Annotated in this window: 11 protein-coding genes and 1 pseudogene; 5 read left to right on the forward strand and 7 right to left on the reverse strand. The window is 60.0% G+C overall.

Features of this window, described 5'->3' with window-relative positions; genetic code table 11:
- The 3 genes from BFL28_RS15855 to BFL28_RS15865 form a co-directional block, all read right to left on the reverse strand.
- On the reverse strand, nucleotides 1-794 hold a 794-nt coding region (locus tag BFL28_RS15855; protein WP_206599127.1), incomplete at its 3' end, for a hypothetical protein.
- Between the two features lie 72 nt (nucleotides 795-866).
- The gene (locus BFL28_RS15860; RefSeq protein ID WP_158011667.1) at nucleotides 867-1,874 is read right to left on the reverse strand and encodes an SMP-30/gluconolactonase/LRE family protein; all 1,008 of its coding nucleotides are present in this window, start codon (nucleotides 1,872-1,874) and stop codon (nucleotides 867-869) included.
- 206 nt (nucleotides 1,875-2,080) lie between these two features.
- Complete coding sequence (locus tag BFL28_RS15865; protein WP_069321501.1) at nucleotides 2,081-3,559, reverse strand: sulfatase-like hydrolase/transferase; 1,479 nt, start codon at nucleotides 3,557-3,559, stop codon at nucleotides 2,081-2,083.
- Nucleotides 3,560-3,711: 152 nt separating this feature from the next.
- On the opposite strand from BFL28_RS15865, the gene BFL28_RS15870 reads away from it, so the two are divergent.
- On the forward strand, nucleotides 3,712-5,019 hold the full coding sequence (locus BFL28_RS15870; protein WP_173655778.1) for a family 16 glycosylhydrolase: 1,308 nt from the start codon (nucleotides 3,712-3,714) through the stop codon (nucleotides 5,017-5,019).
- 135 nt (nucleotides 5,020-5,154) lie between these two features.
- Nucleotides 5,155-6,672 (forward strand): tryptophan halogenase family protein, encoded by a 1,518-nt coding sequence (locus tag BFL28_RS15875; protein ID WP_069321502.1) that lies wholly within the window; start codon nucleotides 5,155-5,157, stop codon nucleotides 6,670-6,672.
- An 11-nt stretch (nucleotides 6,673-6,683) separates the two neighbouring features.
- On the opposite strand, the gene BFL28_RS15880 is transcribed toward BFL28_RS15875, so the two are convergent.
- The 4 genes from BFL28_RS15880 to BFL28_RS15895 all read right to left on the reverse strand — a co-directional run bounded on the left by BFL28_RS15880 (nucleotide 6,684) and on the right by BFL28_RS15895 (nucleotide 15,114).
- A complete protein-coding gene (locus tag BFL28_RS15880; protein WP_206599128.1) occupies nucleotides 6,684-8,312 on the reverse strand; it encodes a tryptophan halogenase family protein in 1,629 nt (542 codons plus the stop codon).
- 85 nt (nucleotides 8,313-8,397) lie between these two features.
- On the reverse strand, nucleotides 8,398-12,201 hold the full coding sequence (locus tag BFL28_RS15885) for a TonB-dependent receptor (protein ID WP_079247225.1): 3,804 nt from the start codon (nucleotides 12,199-12,201) through the stop codon (nucleotides 8,398-8,400).
- Nucleotides 12,202-12,345: 144 nt separating this feature from the next.
- A complete protein-coding gene (locus BFL28_RS15890; RefSeq protein WP_069321503.1) occupies nucleotides 12,346-12,918 on the reverse strand; it encodes a hypothetical protein in 573 nt (190 codons plus the stop codon).
- Nucleotides 12,919-12,975: 57 nt separating this feature from the next.
- A complete protein-coding gene (locus BFL28_RS15895; RefSeq protein ID WP_241527368.1) occupies nucleotides 12,976-15,114 on the reverse strand; it encodes a hypothetical protein in 2,139 nt (712 codons plus the stop codon).
- Between BFL28_RS15895 and BFL28_RS21590 the strand changes: the two genes are divergently transcribed.
- From BFL28_RS21590 to BFL28_RS21335, 3 genes and pseudogenes are all read left to right on the forward strand, one after another.
- Nucleotides 15,064-15,219: a hypothetical protein gene (locus BFL28_RS21590; RefSeq protein ID WP_241527371.1), complete on the forward strand. Its 156-nt coding sequence runs from the start codon at nucleotides 15,064-15,066 to the stop codon at nucleotides 15,217-15,219. The two genes, BFL28_RS15895 and BFL28_RS21590, sit on opposite strands and share 51 nt — an antisense overlap.
- 262 nt (nucleotides 15,220-15,481) lie before the next feature.
- Nucleotides 15,482-16,452: pseudogene (locus BFL28_RS21595) on the forward strand (sulfatase-like hydrolase/transferase).
- A gap of 136 nt (nucleotides 16,453-16,588) precedes the next feature.
- The gene (locus tag BFL28_RS21335; RefSeq protein ID WP_206599133.1) at nucleotides 16,589-16,912 is read left to right on the forward strand and encodes a hypothetical protein; all 324 of its coding nucleotides are present in this window, start codon (nucleotides 16,589-16,591) and stop codon (nucleotides 16,910-16,912) included.
- Nucleotides 16,913-16,972: the final 60 nt, after the last annotated feature.

Here is a 16,972-nt window from a genome sequence, read left to right on the forward strand (position 1 = left end):
CCATCGGCCCACCCGCCCCATCTGGACCGGCCTGGAGCCCCTTTTGAGGCCGCCAGCACCCCCATTTCCTGCTGCGCCTTGGCGCGAAGCTCGGCTTCGCTTGAAATCTTGACCGGATACTGTTTCTTCGCGGCTTGACCGAAGCGGTCGACGATATCTGCAAGGAAGAAGGCGTCGGCCGGCGGATTGGCACGCACTCGAATGTTGTCGACGACGATCTCGCGCGCAACCGGGTTGGCCTGGGTGCTGAACTCGATCTGCCGGATCTTCGATGGCTCGAGTGGGCCACCGCTGTGACCGCCGATCAGCTTTTGGTCGGGCGTCTTCCAAGAAGGGGGGATCTCACGAAGGCCAGTTTCCACCTTCGCCTCATATCCCGTCAGCACGGTGTAAAGCGTTTCGGTCTTGCCAGCGCCAATCACGCCGCTGGCGCGCTGGCGCGTGCCGTCATCGGTGATCAGCGTCACGAACAGATGGATCGACACGCCGCTTGGGTTGGTCACGTCGAGCGCCAGGTTGGTATCGCCCATCGCGTTCACCTCCGCAGGGATCGAAAGGGGAACCGTGACCATGTCTTCATCGCGCGGCTCGAACCGCAAGCGCAGCCCCTTGCGCCCCTGGGTCGCCCCGGCCGCGACAACGATTTCTGCAGAGGCATTGCTGGTCTTAATCGGACCGGTCCGGCCCTCGAAGCCTTCCACCAGGCGCTCGGATGGTGCAGCCGAAGCAGCCATCACGAATGCAGACGAAACCAATAGCGCAGCAGCGCGGCTGAGCCGACCTGTCCCCAGCATTACTCTCTCCAGATTATCATTGTTGGATCGCCTGACCCTTGCATGATCGACTCGCCGTCGTTCGTCAACTGTCTACAATGTCCGAAACCCTAGTCCGCTCACTTTGGTTCGCACGCGCAGCAGGATGTCGTCCGATGTGATGAACAGCGTTGATCCGCCCTCGCCGAAGCAGCAATTTCCGGTCGCCCGTCCGGTACGGATCATCCCCAGCAATTGTGCCTCGGGTGTCAGGATCGCGACGCCCCCCGGCGCTGTTGCAAAGACGATCCCGTTGGAAGCTATCGCCATGCCGTCCGGGGCGCCCGGTGTATTGCCTGCCAAAAAGCGCGACATGTCAAACCAGGTGCTCTGGTCGCGCAGCCACCCCGATCCCGCTCGCGCATAGCGCACGATCCACGGACTGGCTGCGTCGGACACGGAAACGTAAAGGTGCTGGTCGCCCGGCGACAGGCCGATGCCGTTGGGAGCCACCAGCGTACCGTCAATTAGAGCGATCTGTCCCGAGGGGGCGCGACAATAAACGCCGTTCACGGAGCGCATACGCGCAATCGACTTCAGTCCTCCATCGAGGCCGAACGGCGGATCGGTGAAAAACAGCCGCCCATCGCTTGCCATGACCAGATCATTGGGGCTGTTGAACGCCGCCCCGGCGGCGCCACGCACAACCACATCCGGTGCCGCCGGCCGTCCCAGCGCATATTTGAGGATCGAACGCGTGTCCTGGTCGCACACCAGCAGGGCATCTTCACCGGGCAGATAGAGCAGGCCATTGGTTCCCGGGTTTGCACCTGGGCCGGCACCCCCGGCCCCTGCGGGTGATCGCCAGACCGATATGCCGGAGCCTGATTTCCACGACATCATCTTGTTGGGCGGAATGTCGGAAAAATAGAGACGACGGCGTTTCTGGTCCCAGGTCGGTCCCTCGGCCCATGCGAAGCCGCGACCGATCACTTCACAGGTCGGTGAGGTTCCAAGGACGGCGTCGAGGCGGCTATCGAGACGCTCAATCCTGTTTTGAGGCTCAGCCTCCACTGCCCGCGAGCCTCCAATCAGTCCGGCAACAAGCCCGCCCGCCGTCATCGCCAGGCATCGCCGGCGCGGTATAACGCTGTTCATTGAGACACTCCTTCTGAATTCAAGAGTTCGGCATGACCGAATGTGGCCCGGCAGGCACCGCGATGAAGCCTAAATCAGAGGCACAGATCTCGGCTCGGTCCGGCTGCTCTACCCCGTTGCTTGCAGCTTAGGCCGTCCATGCGCCACTCACTGGCAAACGAAAGAACGCGTCAGTCCGCGCGAGCATCTGTTGTTTGTATGGAATCAAGCCCATGCCAGGTCTCCGAAGGCGTGCGATAATGGTCCATCCACTCGATATCGGATCGGTCATATTCGCCGCGCAACATCCAGAGCGGTCGCTCCAGCTTCGTTTCCCAGGCAAATAGCTTCCGGAACAGCATCCTCAGGATGTCCGGTCGTCGGCTGGCAAGGTCCCGCTGCTCCCCGACATCGCGGCGCAGATCGAACAACTCGGCCGGACGATCCGAATGCCGCAGCAGCTTCCAGTCATCGTCACGGATTGCGGCGCGCGCGCCTCGCTTCCAGAACAATGTCCGATGCGGCCGTCCCGCCTTGTTGCCGGTGAGATAAGGAAGCAGCGATGTCCCATCAAGACCGGGAATGGCAGATGGATCGCCGCCTGCGGCGTCAAGGAAGGTGGGCAGGAGATCGAGCAGGCTGACGGGCTGATGATATACCCGACCCGTCGCCACGCGACCGGGCCATCGCATCAGCATCGGGATCCGCAGCCCGCCTTCCAAAAAGGTAGCCTTGGTGCCGGCCAGCGGATAGTTGACCGAGCCGTTATGGGGCACTTCCCCGCCATTGTCGTTTGCGAACACGACCAGCGTTTCCCCCTCGAGACCGCTTGCCATCAACTCCGTCAGGATTGCGCCGCTTGCCCGATCGAGCGCGAGCATCTGTGCGGCCGCGAGCCTGCGGACGCCCGAAAGGGTCCGAAAGGCTGCGAGGTCTTCGGGTAACGCCTCCATCGGGGTGTGCACGGCGTTGAACGACACGAACAAAAAGAACGGTCGCTCACGATTGCGCCGGATGAACGACACCGCTTCCATCGCCAGAGCATCCGTGAGATACCCTTCATGCTCGCGATAGTTGCCGAAGCCTCGCTCCATTTTGTTCTGAGGCGGTGGCTGAAGGGGATCGGAATAGGGCCAGTAGCTGCGGGATCCTCCGCGAAAGCCGTAGAATTCATCAAAGCCACGTCGCAAGGGATGGTAGCGCGCCGCGTCCCCCTGATGCCATTTGCCCAACAGACCAGTGCGATAACCGCGCGCGCGCAGATGATCTGCAATCGTACGCTCGGCAAGAGGCAGTCCCATTTCCGCCCCGTCCAGCTTGCTGTTAGCACTCATATAGCCGGGGACATTATTCTCCTCGAAGCCGAAACGCTGCTGATAGCGGCCTGTCAACAGGCCCGCCCGCGACGGTCCACAGGTAGGGTCGGTGACATAGGCTTGGGAAAAGCGCGTGCCCTCGCGCGCCAACCGATCGAGATGCGGCGTGTGCATCGTGCGACTGCCTTGAAAGCCAAAATCTCCATAGCCCGCGTCGTCCGCAAACAGGAGAACGATATTAGGTTTTGCCTTTTGGGCCACATCGCTGTCCCGCGCGAATGCCGGAACTGAAACGCAAAGCGCTAATGCAATCACTGCGCGCAGCCAACGACACGCAAAAAGCAGACCGATCATCTACATCTCCCTCCCCGACTTGTCCTGCGCGACTCCTTATTGTCAACAGTTGACGCGATGGTTATGATCGTTGCTATAATCGCCATACAGGGGGCGGGATGGATTCGTCGTCAAGAATTAGCCGAAAGTCAGGCGCGCTGTGGATTGCGCTCATGCTTGCAACGACCGCGGCCTGGCCGATCGCCGTGCATGCCAATGGCTCTGAGAAAAAGACCGGGCCGACGCTAGCTGCCTATGCCGCGATGCGCGACAATCCCATGGCGTATCGAGACGCCCCCCTTGACAAGTCCGAGTGGAAGCTCGCCTGGGCGGACGAGTTCGACTATCCTGATGCGCATCTGGACCGCAAATGGATCTCGCGGCAGGGCGAATTCGAAAGCGAATGGGTGAAGGGCCGCCGTTGGCGCAAGAACGCGGTAGTGAAAAACGGCGTGCTCGAACTGCAGAACCGCAAGTCGGCGTCTGACCCGCATGTCTGGTCCTCGGCAAGCATCTGGACGAAGCGGACGTTCGGGTACGGCTATTACGCGGCGCGGTATAAATATGCCGGCGCCTATGGCACCAACAATTCATTCTGGCTCTGGCCCAAGATAAAGCCGCCGCCCGGTCAGAAGGCTTGTGAGATCGACATCAACGAGGGTCACTACCCCAATGTGATGAACACCAATATTCACAACTGGACCGACACCTGGCGCGCGCCCGATGGCCGCGAGCAGCATCTGGATAACCAGCTTCACCACACGCTGCAGGGCAAGCGGGGGCACTCGGTCGTGCTCAAGGCTCCCGTAACCACCCGCAAGATCCGGTTGCGCTCCGACAATCCTGCGTCGATCCATATCGAGGAGTTCCGGGTGCTGGCCCCCTCAGCGCGCTATCCTGCCGCGGACGCTCGGCACGAAGAGGCCGCGTTGAACCTCGCCCGCATGCCAGGTGCCCGGCTAACGACGGTCGGCACCTTCTATCAACTGCCGTCCAGAGAGGCCTTCGCTGCCGACGGTCGCCTGGAGACGCGCTGGGTTTCATCCAAGCACGGTCCTAAATGGCTCGAGATCGAGTGGGACGAGGCGCAAATCGTCGGCGCGGTTCAGATCATGAATGGCTGGCCAGCCGGCAACGGCACCTACCGGAATCTGATGACGGACTATACGCTTGAATATTGGGATGAGGGCAAATGGGCCAAACTCGACCGGTTCGATGCCGCGACGATCGCGGACCACGCCGCCGAATACCACACCTACGGCTTCGAATGGTCGGAAGATTATTTCAAATGGTATCTCGACGGGAAGCTCTATCACACCGAGCGCAATGATGTTTGCTTCAGCGCGATGAACATCCTGCTCAGCATGGCCATTCTCAACCAGGAAATTGCGGGGCCCGTGACCGACAAGATCGACGGGACCAGCATGAAGGTCGATTATGTCCGCTATTATCGCCGCAAGTCGCCGGCCGGGCGGAAGTAAGATCGCGGCGGCACGATCCACCGCTTCGGAGCTGCCGCTCGCCCATACGGTCGCAATGCTTTACAAGGGCCTCGATTGCCGACAGATTGTCGACAGATAACAGCGCGATCAGTCGGCTCGGCGGGAGGGCCCCGTATGGCACCGGATATAAAGAATATCCTCATCCTTGGCGGCGGAACGGCGGGCTGGGCCTGCGCAGCCGTCCTCGCTCAACGGTCGGCGGAGCACGGCGTATCGTTGACCGTCGTGGACGCCGCGGACATTCCGACGATTGGCGTCGGCGAAGCGACTATCCCGACAATCTATGATTTGCTGAACCATGTCGGCATGACCGACACTGAAGTGGTGAAAGCGGCGCAGGCCACCTTTAAATATGGCATTCAGTTCGAAGGCTGGTCGCGCCGGGGCGAGACCTATATGCACGGTTTTGGCACCACCGGCACGCCGCGGGGCGAGGATGATTTCTTCACTGCATGGCTGGGAGGCGGCGCCTATTTTTCCAGTCGCACGCTCGATGCGTTTACGCCTGCCGTGGCAGCTGCGCGAAAGGGCCGGTTCGCCCGCGTGGCCGAGCGGCCGGCAGGTGCCGCGCAGCATCTCTACTATCCGTTGTGCGAACTGAGCTATGCGCTGCATTTTGACGCGGCGTTGCTGGCGCGCGAGTTGCGGGCCAATGCGCTGCGCAACGGCGTTGTTCACCGCTCCAGCAAGATTGTCGCTGTGGAAACCGGCGAACGCGGCATTGCCGCCTTGCGAACCGGGGACGGCGAGTTGATTGAGGCGGATTTCTTCATCGATTGCTCCGGGCTGACAGGCGTGCTGAGCCGTGCGGCGCTGGGGGGCATGTTCGAAGACTGGCGCGCCTATCTTCCCTGTGATCGCGCCATCGCCGTCCAGACCGCGCGGAGCACGGCGCCCAATCCTTATACAAGGTCGGTAGCGCATCGGGCTGGCTGGCGTTGGGAAATTCAGCTGCAATCGCGCACCGGCAATGGCTGCGTCTACAGCTCTGACCATATGAGCGATGACGAAGCGACCGATTTGCTGATGAGCGAAGTCGCGGGCGAAGCGATCAATCAGCCGCGACGCATCGACTTTCGAACAGGTCGGCTTGCAGAGCCGTGGGAAGCAAATTGTGTTGCGCTAGGCTTGGCCGCCGGGTTTTTGGAGCCGCTGGAATCGACCAGCATCCATCTCATCTCGAAATATGCGCTGCTTCTGGAACAGATGCTGTTCGACAATGCCGGAAAACCCGATGATCGCGGCCGCTTCAACGCGATGTGGCGCGCGGAAACGGAAGAGATTCGCGATTTCCTGTCGGCGCATTATGTCGTCAATCAGCGCGATGAGCCTTTTTGGACCGAGCGACGCGACGCAAAGCGCCCCCCGTCGCTCGATCGCAAGTTACAGGCGTTCGCACAGACCGGCTGGTTCGATCTGCCGGACCATGCGCTGTTCGGGCATGACAGCTGGTTTCAGGTGCTGATCGGTCAGGGATTCGCGCTCGATTACCCGCAATTTGCCATTCCACGCGCCGAAGCGCCCGGCCTGCTCCAATTTCTCCAGAATGTCGCGCGGGCGGTTGATGTAGAGACCTCAGCCATTCCGCGTTCGCATCAACAAGTGATCCATAGCCTGGTCGAAGGCGGCTGACGCGCCAGTCCTCACCGAGGCGACGCTGCCGCAAAATCGAGCCCAAGCATTCGCTCGAGCGCCAGGTCCGGATCGGTCGCCGCAGCGCCTTCTTCGGCAGGCAACCCCGCCCGCAACCGCGCAAGCGCGTCCGCCTGCGGCAGGTGGTTGAGCGTGCAGCGTTCGAAGAAATCACGAATCGATGCCGGCGGCACCTTGTCCAGCTGCTCCCTACTGGCGGGAGTCAGCGCAACCCCGCGAGGGTAGATGCCCATCCCGCTCAGTAAATAGAGCCATGAGTTCAGCTTGTAATGACGACCCAGCCCCGTCTCGTGAAGCACCGGGGCTATGTCGCCCCCGCTAAACCAGGTTTCGATCACCGCCTTGAGCCGCGGCGAGATGGCGGACCCGTTCGCGCGACAAGCTCGCCAATAGCCGCTGTCGTCGCGGTTCGACGTCAAATAGTGGGTATGGAGATAATCCTTCACGTTGGCATAGGCGTCCGCGATCTCGTCGTTCAGCTGTGAGGCATAGCGCGCGTTCCCCTGGCCTGCGCGCCAGTAACGAATAAACCGGGCCAGCGTGAGTTGTACCAGCGCCAGCGCGGTGGCTTCCAACGGCTCAAGAACCCCCTGCGCGAGTCCGACCGCCAGCGTATTGCGGTTCCACACCGTCGTCGCTCGCCCGGTGCTGAAGCGCAGCGTGCGCGGGGTTATCGCATTCTCCGCCACGCCCAGATGGGCTGCCAGTTCGCTTGCTGCCTGATCTTCAGAGCGATGGGCGGAACTATAGACATAGCCGTTACCGGTGCGTTCCTGCTGGGGAATGTGCCACACCCATCCGCAGGGAAGCGCGGTTGCGGTGGTGTGGCTGGCCGCCACCGGTACTGGCGGCGTGGCAAAGGTGACCGCCCGGTCGTTGAACAGCGCATCACCATAGGTCTCGTAGGAGATGCCGAGCGCATTCTTCGTAATCACCGAGGCGAATCCGCTACAATCGATGAAGAAATCGGCGGCAATCGTTGCGCCGTCATCCAATTCGATTGCGCTGACATCTCCGCGCTCGTCCCGCCGGACGTGCCGCGCCAGCCCGTCGCGGCAGACGACGCCGCGGGCTTGGGCGCTCGCCTTCATGAATGCTGCCAACCGATTGGCGTCGAAATGATAGCCATATTGCACATCGAACGGAAATGAATGTGGCGGCACCGGACACAGCGCGCGATCCGCCAGATAAGCGGAATAGCAGAAGAGATCGGGGTGAGCGTGGACATCGACCCCGCGCCGCCGCAATTCGGAGTTATAAGCCAGCGCTCGGATGTGATCGCGGTCGAACTGCGTCAGAAAGGGATGGAAGTAGCTTTCAAACCCCGGAACCCGCGACCAGTCGTCGAAACGAATTCCCGATTTGAACGTGGCGCCGCAGGTGGGCATCCATGCATGCTCATCGATACCGACCGCATCGAAGAAGCTTTTGAGCGCAGGGGTTGAGCCTTCGCCCACGCCGATCGTTCCTATCGCGGAAGACTCAAGCAGGGTGAGGCTGGCATTGGGAAAGGCGCGCTGGAGCAGGAGCGCCGCCATCCAGCCGGCGGTTCCGCCGCCCAGAATCAGGAAACGGGTTGGCGCCCGCGCTGAAGAATGCACAGCATCCATATCGGCCATCCTACCGCGCGACGCAGACAAAGAAAGGCGCCGCGTTCGGGGGAACGCGGCGCCTAGGCTCAGGGAGAGAGGTGTGATCTCCCGATCAGAATTCCGCCCTCACACCGAAGCGGAAAATCCGGCCTGTGTTATACTCCTGAACAGTGCGGGACTTGGGTGCGCCCTCATAGATTGAGCCTTCGTCGAAGTTGACCATCGCGCCAGTTGCATCAGGCAGCCGGATGATACGACTGGTGAAATAGGTCCGTACCGGCGCATCCGTGATATTGGCTGCGTCAAAGGTGAAGCTGAACTTGGGCGTTACCTGATAAGCTGCCGAGAAGTCCAACGTGCGGCGGCCTTCCTGCCACAAGGCACCACCAGAGAAGGATCGCTGAACCAGCGAGTCGCTGCTACCTGCGTAGGCCAGACGAAGCTGATGGCCAGCCTTCTGCCAGTATCCGGTCACGTTGTAGGAGTGCCGGGGCGTTCCGGGAATCGGGAACTTGGAGTCTTGGAACTCGGATTTTGAGAAGGTGTAGTTGGCCGCAATGCCGAGACCAGATAGCAGACCCGGCAAGAAGGTGAAGCTTTGCACATATTGCACTTCGGCGCCCATTACGCGCGCTGACTCCGAATTTTGCCGTCGCGTAACGTTATATTCGTTACACAGCGCACGCCCGTCTCCCCCATAAAGCCAGCTTGTCGACTGCTGCAGAACTGCCTCACCCTGCAAGCGACGTGGCATGCACTGGCTGACATCCGGCACAGCTGAGACATCCGAAGATGGCGTCAGCAAAAGGTCGGTCGTGCGGCCCGTCGAGTCAGTAAAATTCAGGCCGTCGACTGTCGCCCCGTTCGGATCTGCAGCGATCCTTCGCAGATCGCCGATAAACCAGCGCTGGTCGACCGTTTCGACCAGATCACTGATGTCTTTGTAGAAGAGGTTCGCGGACAGCATCGCATCGCGCTTGAAATACCATTCGACTGCGATGTCGATGTTGTTTGCCTTCAGCGGATTGAGTTGCGCCGAATAGAGGTCGACCGTCGAGGTCGGGCGGAACTGAGTGGTCCCTTCGAAGACAGATCCTTCACTCATGCGAAAGCCGGCGCGTAGATCGTCAATCGGCGGTCGCGACATTGTACGATATGCCGAGAAACGGGCAATAAGCTTGTCCGTTGCCAAAAAGCTGAGATTGAGGCTCGGCAGGAAGACATTGTAATCATATGCATCTGCCGCCGCGATCGACGCGCGGCTGCGGTCGGAAAGCGTCCGGCCACCGATGGTACCGAATTGCTCGGTCGACAAATCCGAGTAGCGGATCAAGTTGCGCTCAAGGAATGTAGCCGGAATTGCGCCAGGCTCAAGCAATGGATCATAGCAGACACCGCCAGGAACTGCAGGCGAAGTCCCCTGCCCGTCGATACGGGCCTGTCGATTACGCGCCTGGAAGTTTGTAAGATTGTAATTCCGGCCGTCGTTGAAGTCTGTTGGGACTGGCCCAGCACCTGTCCAAAATGCCGACGAAGGACCCCGACCCAATGGCGAAGGTGTTTCGCTCAGCACCGGACAGCGGTTAGCCTGGTTCGAATTCCGCAGGGTGTTGAGCGCGATGGGATCGATGATCCGGCCTTGCCCCTGCGCGTCGAACGCAAAGTTCGCGCCGGCAAAGCCGGTTGTGTCAAGCTTTGTGCGGACATAGCGCAGCCCGATATCGCCCTTCAGGCGATCCTCGAAATAGGCGAAGTTCGCCTTGATATAAGCGGCGATGTTCCGGAACTCGGCTCCGCGAGTTTGAGTGCGGTCGAGCGTAAAATCACGCTCGCCCGTGGTCACGGCCTGAAGAGCAGCGACAGGATCAAAGGTCGCCCAGCCGTCGCTGATATGATCTCGCTGAACGCCCAGACCGCTCAGCAAATTGTTGGCAGAGGTGGTGCCGCTGGAGAAAATGCCGGCGGAGATCAGCGAGATGGCGGCAGGATCCACAAAGATCGTTTGTCCGGTGAACGGGCTAATCGCCTCGACAAGCTGACTGCTGGCGCGCGGCGTGCCTGACTGGGCATCGACGAACTTCTTGCGCTCCGTATATTTGGCGCCGAATTCGAAACTGTTGATTCCGGCAAAGTCGACATCCCAGTCGAAGTCGGCAAACGCCGCCCGCTGCTCGTCACTCACCCGTGTCACACTGGACTGGATATACGACAGCGTGTGCGAATTGAGGTCGTCCGGATTGAATCCGGTACGGCCAACATTGTCCCACAAATCATTCTGGTCGGCCCGAATGTCGATGATTTGGCCAAGATTGGGGGTGGATGTGCCGCCGACGAGACGGCATGCGCTTCCTGAACAATCATAGCCTGCGGGCTGTAAATAGTCCGCCGGGACATGATGCAGGTTCCATGGGCCGACCACGCGGTTCCGGTTTGCCACCATGTAGATGCTGCGTTCGGGCTTCTGCTCGGACTTGGCCAATGAGGCACCCGCGCTCATTCTCAGCCGGTCTGTAAAGCCATGCTCGAATTCCGCGCTGAATAGATAATTCTCGACGGTGTAGTTGTTGACCGAATTCGTGGTGCTGCCAGTCGAGAAGCGGTTCAGATATTGCGAATAGGTTCGAGTATCAGTGTCGAGAAGACGCCAGTTCTGGACCGGATCGGTCCACATCAAGCCATTGTTCAGTCCTGGGTTGGTGACCGGGTCACCAGGATTCTGGACAGTTCCCCCATAAGGAACGGTGTTCGTGTCGTATACGGATGTACGGTCAAGAAAATTCGGTGTCAGGCCGAGATTCGGCTGCTGCACGCCATCGATATGACCCCCGAAGTTCGACTGGCTGACGGACACACCCGTCATCTGGCCGCGAAATTTCTGCTGATTATAGGTGCCGTTCAGGGTCAGCGACGTGCGATCGGAGAAGCGCCACTGCATCGACGCGTCCGCACCACGCCTGCTATATTCGTTCTCGTAAATCTCATAACCCGCCGTGGTCGGCGCGAGTCCATAGGCGATGTTGGCATAAGGGCCCCGTCCCGCCGCGACGCCTTCTACGCCGGCGAACGCGCTCGGCCGGTTGAACATCGCCGCCCGCGTCGCCTCTGCTGCAATCGCGTCGGCTGCGCCAAACGCCTTGCCGTTCTGGTCGGTGTAGAAGTTCGTGCCAAAGGCATTGTAGTTGGAAAAAGCCACCTGGTCGCGACGCACCGAAGTTTTTTCGTCATAGGCGGTGACAATAACGCCGAAGCGATCCTCGAAGAAACGCTGCGAGATGGTACCCGAGATCTTGTGATCGAACGACTTGGACAGGCCATTGTAGCGCTGTTGCAAGGAGATGGTCCGCACGTCTCGCTTCAGATCAAGCGGCTTGCGGGTAATCAGGTTGACGACCGCGGAGAGCGACCCCTCCTCGTCATCGGCCGAGGGGGTTTTGACCACTTCTACCTTCGCCAGAATGTCAGCGGAGTAAGCCGAAAGGTCGACACCCTGCGAGAAGCCAGTCGAGCCCAGGGCAACACCGTTGAGCGTGACGACAGTCTGATCCGCGTTCGCACCGCGAACTGAGATCGTGGCCCCCTGGCCATCGACCGTGTTGACGCTGACGCCAGAGATACGATTCAGGGCCTCGGCGATGTTCTGATCGGTCGACTTGCCAATGTCTTCGGCATTGATCGTATCGACGATCTGACCCGAACGACGCTTGTCGTCAATGGACTGATTAATGCTGCCTCGAATACCCGTGACAATGATGTCGCCTTCGCGATCAACCGTCTCGTCGTCCTGGTCGTCGGCGGTCGCGGCTGGGCCGGACGGGGCAGGTGCGCTGGTCTGAGCAAAAGCGGCATTCCCATGAATGGCAATCGCCAGGGTCAGCGCGGCGGTCGTGTGCAGAAAATCATTTTTGGAAAATCGCATCATTTTCCTCCCCCATTTTATAACATTCTGGCCGACAATCTGACAGCACTCGACGACTCGAATGTCGATTGTCGACGCCATCTAGATCGGGCGCCCGGCTGCAGTCAATTATTTTGTCGACAGTCGACAACGCATTGCGAGCAGTTAGTCGGTGGCCTGCGCGCTGCTTTTGACCTTGCCGGCGCAGGGCAGCTGCGTCTCGCTGCCCGACGCGCGCGTCGTAACCATGTAAGGGCCGAGATCGACGACTTGCTTTGCGCCGGCAACGTGAAGCGTCAAACGCCCTTGCTTGTCGCCAACATCAACCGGCGAGATGCCTTCGACGCAATGAAACCGAATTTCGTCATCAAGCTCCACGCGACCCACCGCAGCGGCCTTGAAGGGTGGCGTCACGCTTCCGACGACGGCGTTGACCCATGCCGGCTTGCCCGGCTCACCCGAACGCGCAAAGAAGCCGATGGTCACGATGTCGCCTTTCTTAACCGCCTTCGAGATCGCACCTGTCGCCGAACTGTCCCAGAAGTTCGCACCGGCACGCGGCACCGAAATGCGGACCAATGTGCCGCCCGGTGCCTTTGGTTCGCTCAGCCGGCTGACCTTTATGTCACCATAGCTGCCCCAAACCGGACGTTGTGCATCGCTGATGATCTGTTCACTTGAAGCTTGCGCTGCGACGGCACCCATCAGTGCGACAGCGATTCCAATCGAAAGCTGCATGTTCCTGCTCCCCACTCATCAATGTCAAACGATGCCCGGCCGACCGAGCTGCTCCTCCTATTTCAACGCCTTCTTTCCGAACCGGACAGGATAGAGGCGCCCGTTCATGCGCTTCGCCGCAGCGACCATTTCGGGATAGGGCACGTCCGCGACCGACACGAAGCCGACATTGTAGTTTTCACCGTCATAGGAACGGCCGGTCAGGGGTGAGTCGACATATTGGAACCAGTGCGCGCCGACGAACCACGGATTGGCGATCACGGCGTCCATGTACCGCTCATATTGCGCGGCCCGATCTTTCTGGTCGGACGCGAGGATCAGGCCCGGGTGATATAGTCCGGCGTCGCTCGCTCCCATGTGGAATTCACCGATCAAGCTGGGCTTGTCGATCTTCGCAAGGAAGCTCCACGCGCCTTCGTGCGGGATCTCGCGATATTCGTTGTAGCTCATGATGTCGACGAACTCGCTTGCCGCCTCGATGACTTCCGGCGTCATGCCCCAGGTCGCAAAACGCACGCCCATATAGAGGTGCTTGGGCAACACCTCATTGAGCGCGCCATCGACGACACGGAAATATTCGCGCGCATATGCCTTGAGCAGCATCGCATAATCGGCCTGTCGCGCGGCGCCATGCTCCTTCAGCACCACCCCCTTGGCCAGCGCGCCCCAGGAAGCGATGTCTGCACCCCACGCCGTGTTCAGCGCGGCCACGGTGCCATACTTCTTGCGCAACAACTTGACGAACACGGCCTTGGTTGGACTGTCGGAGGCGCTGCGCGATAAGGTGTTGATCACGATGCCATATTGGCCTTGGGGCGTGCCCACGCGGCCCCAGCTCTTCTCATTGTCGATGAAGATGCCGGCGCACCACGGACTGCCCCGCACCTCCGAAGCCAGCGACCGTGCGGTGGCCCGGGCACGTTCGGCAAAAAGCGGGTCGAAAGGATCGGGTAGCGGTGCCCAATAATCGTCGCCGCTGCTCACCGTCTTGAAATTGCCGATGATCCAGCCGTTGGCAAAATAGGGAAGCTGGGCCGTGGCGTAGTAGCTAGGATCCAGCCAGTTGCCGAACGAGGTGAACCCCCAGTCAATCATGCGCTTGGTCGTCACATCTCGCCAAGCCTTCATATAGGACGCGGGCGAGGTCTGGCCGTATCGCCGCTCCAGGTTGGCGCGGTAGAAGCTATAGGCTTCGCCCTTGTCGAGCGGGCCGGAATGGCCCTCGCGGCGATAGTCGAAATGGTCGCCCAGCGGATCGTTATATTCGGGAATCCACTGGAACATGTCGCGCCGCAGCTGGGACGCCACGAACCGGCCAGCCAATGCCGAATCCGGCACCCGATAGAGGCCGGCGGAATCCTCGGGCGTCACGTCGTCCGCATCGCGCGGCTTCACCGATCCCGGCCTGAAATCGTAGCCGGTCATGGTCGTCAGATTGGCCATGCGAATATTGTCGATGCCGGTGGCGAAGTAGAGATATCCCTCGGGATCGACCATCGCCCATTTACCATCAACCTTCTCGGTGCGGAAGAAACCGGTCGCCTTGAGCTTGGGCCCATTTTTCCAGCCGCCGTAGCGCGAGCGATCGGGCAGCGCCGCGCCACGCAGCTGCGCAACTTCGGCGCGCGCCGCCGCCCGCAAGTCGGCATCGGATTTCACCTTGCCGGCAAAGTCTATTTTCGCCGCCTGGCCATAGCGATCGACAATCCCCTTCAGATAGTTGGGATCGATCACGGGATTTCGGACGATGCGAACCTTGTCGATCGTGATCGTCCGATCAGTCGCGAGGCTGATCGACCCAATCTTGAATTCGCGGATCGAGGAAAGGTCGAGCTGCTTGGTGCCCCACATCCAGGTAAATTTGCGGCCGGCCATGCGCCAGTAGTCGGGATCGTCGCGCAACCCGGTGTCGCGCTCAAGGTCCGACCCTTTCAATGGAGCATAGTAAGTGCCGCTGCCGCCCGCCGGAATGACCGTACTGCGCGTTGCAGTGCGCCCCTGCCCATCGACAATATCTAGGTTGATTTGCACCGATTCGCGGCCCGGATTACCTATTTCCATGGCCAGCCCAACGACCTCTCCTCCGCGCCAATCCCATGGTTTTTCCGGACGGAAATTCAGCGAGGTATAGAGGTTCTCTCGCGAATGAAGCGCCGCGCGCAGGACAGTTTCCCGACCAGATTTCTCGATCGACAAGGTGGCATTCGCGGCCTGAAGCAGCGATGGCACCATGCCATCTTCGAAATCGAACAACATATCCTGCGCTGGTGCAGCCGCCTTGCGGGGCTCGCCAAAGGCTGAGTTGTCCAAAATCCCCGCGCTCGACGATAACAACGCCAGAATTGCAAAACTGCCTCGCTTCACGCTCGCTCTCCATCGCATTTGCTGGCGGCCGCCATCGCCCGCTTAAAATGTCGATTGTCGACATTGTGTCAAGCAATTAGGACGAGGTTGTTCGAGTGCCTATATCGACACCATGGCGTGGGCGAGCGTCGCGGGGAAGATTCGCATAAACATACGGGAGTAGCGCGTGATAAGAACGGCCCTGTTCCGAGCCATGACGATGGCTGCGCTATGGATCGGCGCGTCGCCTGCATATGCCAGGCCGGACGCACCGCGCGACAGGCGCCCGAACATCATCGTCATTCTGGCGGATGATCTAGGCTATAATGATGTCGGTTTTACCGGGAAAACCGACATCCGGACGCCGGCGCTGGACAAGCTGGCGGCCAATGGCGTAATCTTCTCCAATGGCTATGTTACGCATCCTTATTGCGTCCCTCGCGCGCCGGACTGCTGACGGGAAGATATCAGGCCCGGTTTGGGATGGAAAATAACGTCAGCTTTGCGCCAAACGATCCATATATGGGCTTGCCGTTGAGTGAAGTAACGATTGCTGACCGGCTAAAAAAAGCAGGATATCGAACCGCCGCTTTTGGCAAGTGACACTTGGGTGCCGCCCCGCCTTTTCAGCCGAACCGGCGCGGGTTCGATTATTTCTATGGCTTTCTCGATGGGGGGCATCAGTATATGCCGGGCGAGGTTTCGATCCATGCCGACGGCTATTGGGAACCATTGCTCAGGAACGCCAAGCCGACTCCGTTCACCGAATATCTGACGACCGCCTTAAGCCGGGACGCTGCACGCTATGTCTCAACCGCGTCGCGTAAGCCGTTCTTCGTCTATCTGTCTTACAATGCGCCCCATACCCCGCTACAGGCACCCAAATCATTCATCGATAAATATCAGCATATCGCCGATCCAGAACGTCGGGTCTATGCCGCCATGATCGATGCGATGGACGAAGGCATTGGCATGCTGGTCGCCGCGCTGAAGGCAGCGAACCAATATGACAACACGCTGATCTTCTTTCTGTCCGACAATGGCGGCGTCTACCCTGAAGCCTGGCAGCCGACTTCGGACTGGTCGGACAATGCACCGTTTCGCCGGGGCAAGGTCGCTTTGCTCGAAGGGGGGATCCGCGTGCCTTTCATTGCTCACTGGCAAAGCGCATTCCGGGCGGGCAGACCCTGAATGGGCTCGTTTCGGCACTGGACATCGCAGCAACTGCGACCGCACTTGCCGGTGCAGACCGATCGAACGGGAAGCTGGAGGGAATTGACCTACTACCCTTCGTTACAGGCGCAAAGCGAGGTTCGCCCATGCCGCCTTGTTCTGGCGCCTGGAAGAAGCGGACAACTTGTGGGCGGTGCGCACGCCGGACGCAAAATATCTGCGCCAGACGCTACCCGAAACCGGCTGCGCATTTTACGACATGAAGCGCGATTCGCAGGAGCGTCATAATCTCCTGGGCCACCGCAGGCAGGATCAAGCTCGGCTCGCACAATTCTGGAACGCGTGGAATGCCAAAAACGTCAGTAATATACTGCAGCAGTCTCCGGATTATGCAGCGACTGTGAAGCAATTTTACGACGATCTCTACCTGCGGCGCGTGCAACAGGCCAAATATCGCAAGCCCTATCAGGTAAAGTGATGGCCCACCGCCCGATGCAAAGACCACGTCTCGGCATTTGCCTGATCGGGTAAGACAAGC

This window comes from Sphingomonas turrisvirgatae, from assembly GCF_001721295.1.
In the GTDB taxonomy this organism is placed as follows: Bacteria; Pseudomonadota; Alphaproteobacteria; order Sphingomonadales; family Sphingomonadaceae; genus Sphingomonas; species Sphingomonas turrisvirgatae.

What these genes read in the sequence shown, in the direction of transcription:
- BFL28_RS15860 (WP_158011667.1), bottom strand. Translation starts at nt 1,874, where the DNA reads ATGACGGCGGGCGGGCTTGTTGCCGGACTGATTGGAGGCTCGCGGGCA.
- BFL28_RS15865 (WP_069321501.1), bottom strand. Translation starts at nt 3,559, where the DNA reads ATGATCGGTCTGCTTTTTGCGTGTCGTTGGCTGCGCGCAGTGATTGCA.
- BFL28_RS15870 (WP_173655778.1), top strand. Translation starts at nt 3,712, where the DNA reads ATGCTTGCAACGACCGCGGCCTGGCCGATCGCCGTGCATGCCAATGGC.
- BFL28_RS15875 (WP_069321502.1), top strand. Translation starts at nt 5,155, where the DNA reads ATGGCACCGGATATAAAGAATATCCTCATCCTTGGCGGCGGAACGGCG.
- BFL28_RS15880 (WP_206599128.1), bottom strand. Translation starts at nt 8,312, where the DNA reads ATGGCCGATATGGATGCTGTGCATTCTTCAGCGCGGGCGCCAACCCGT.
- BFL28_RS15885 (WP_079247225.1), bottom strand. Translation starts at nt 12,201, where the DNA reads ATGCGATTTTCCAAAAATGATTTTCTGCACACGACCGCCGCGCTGACC.
- BFL28_RS15890 (WP_069321503.1), bottom strand. Translation starts at nt 12,918, where the DNA reads ATGCAGCTTTCGATTGGAATCGCTGTCGCACTGATGGGTGCCGTCGCA.
- BFL28_RS21590 (WP_241527371.1), top strand. Translation starts at nt 15,064, where the DNA reads ATGAAGCGCCGCGCGCAGGACAGTTTCCCGACCAGATTTCTCGATCGA.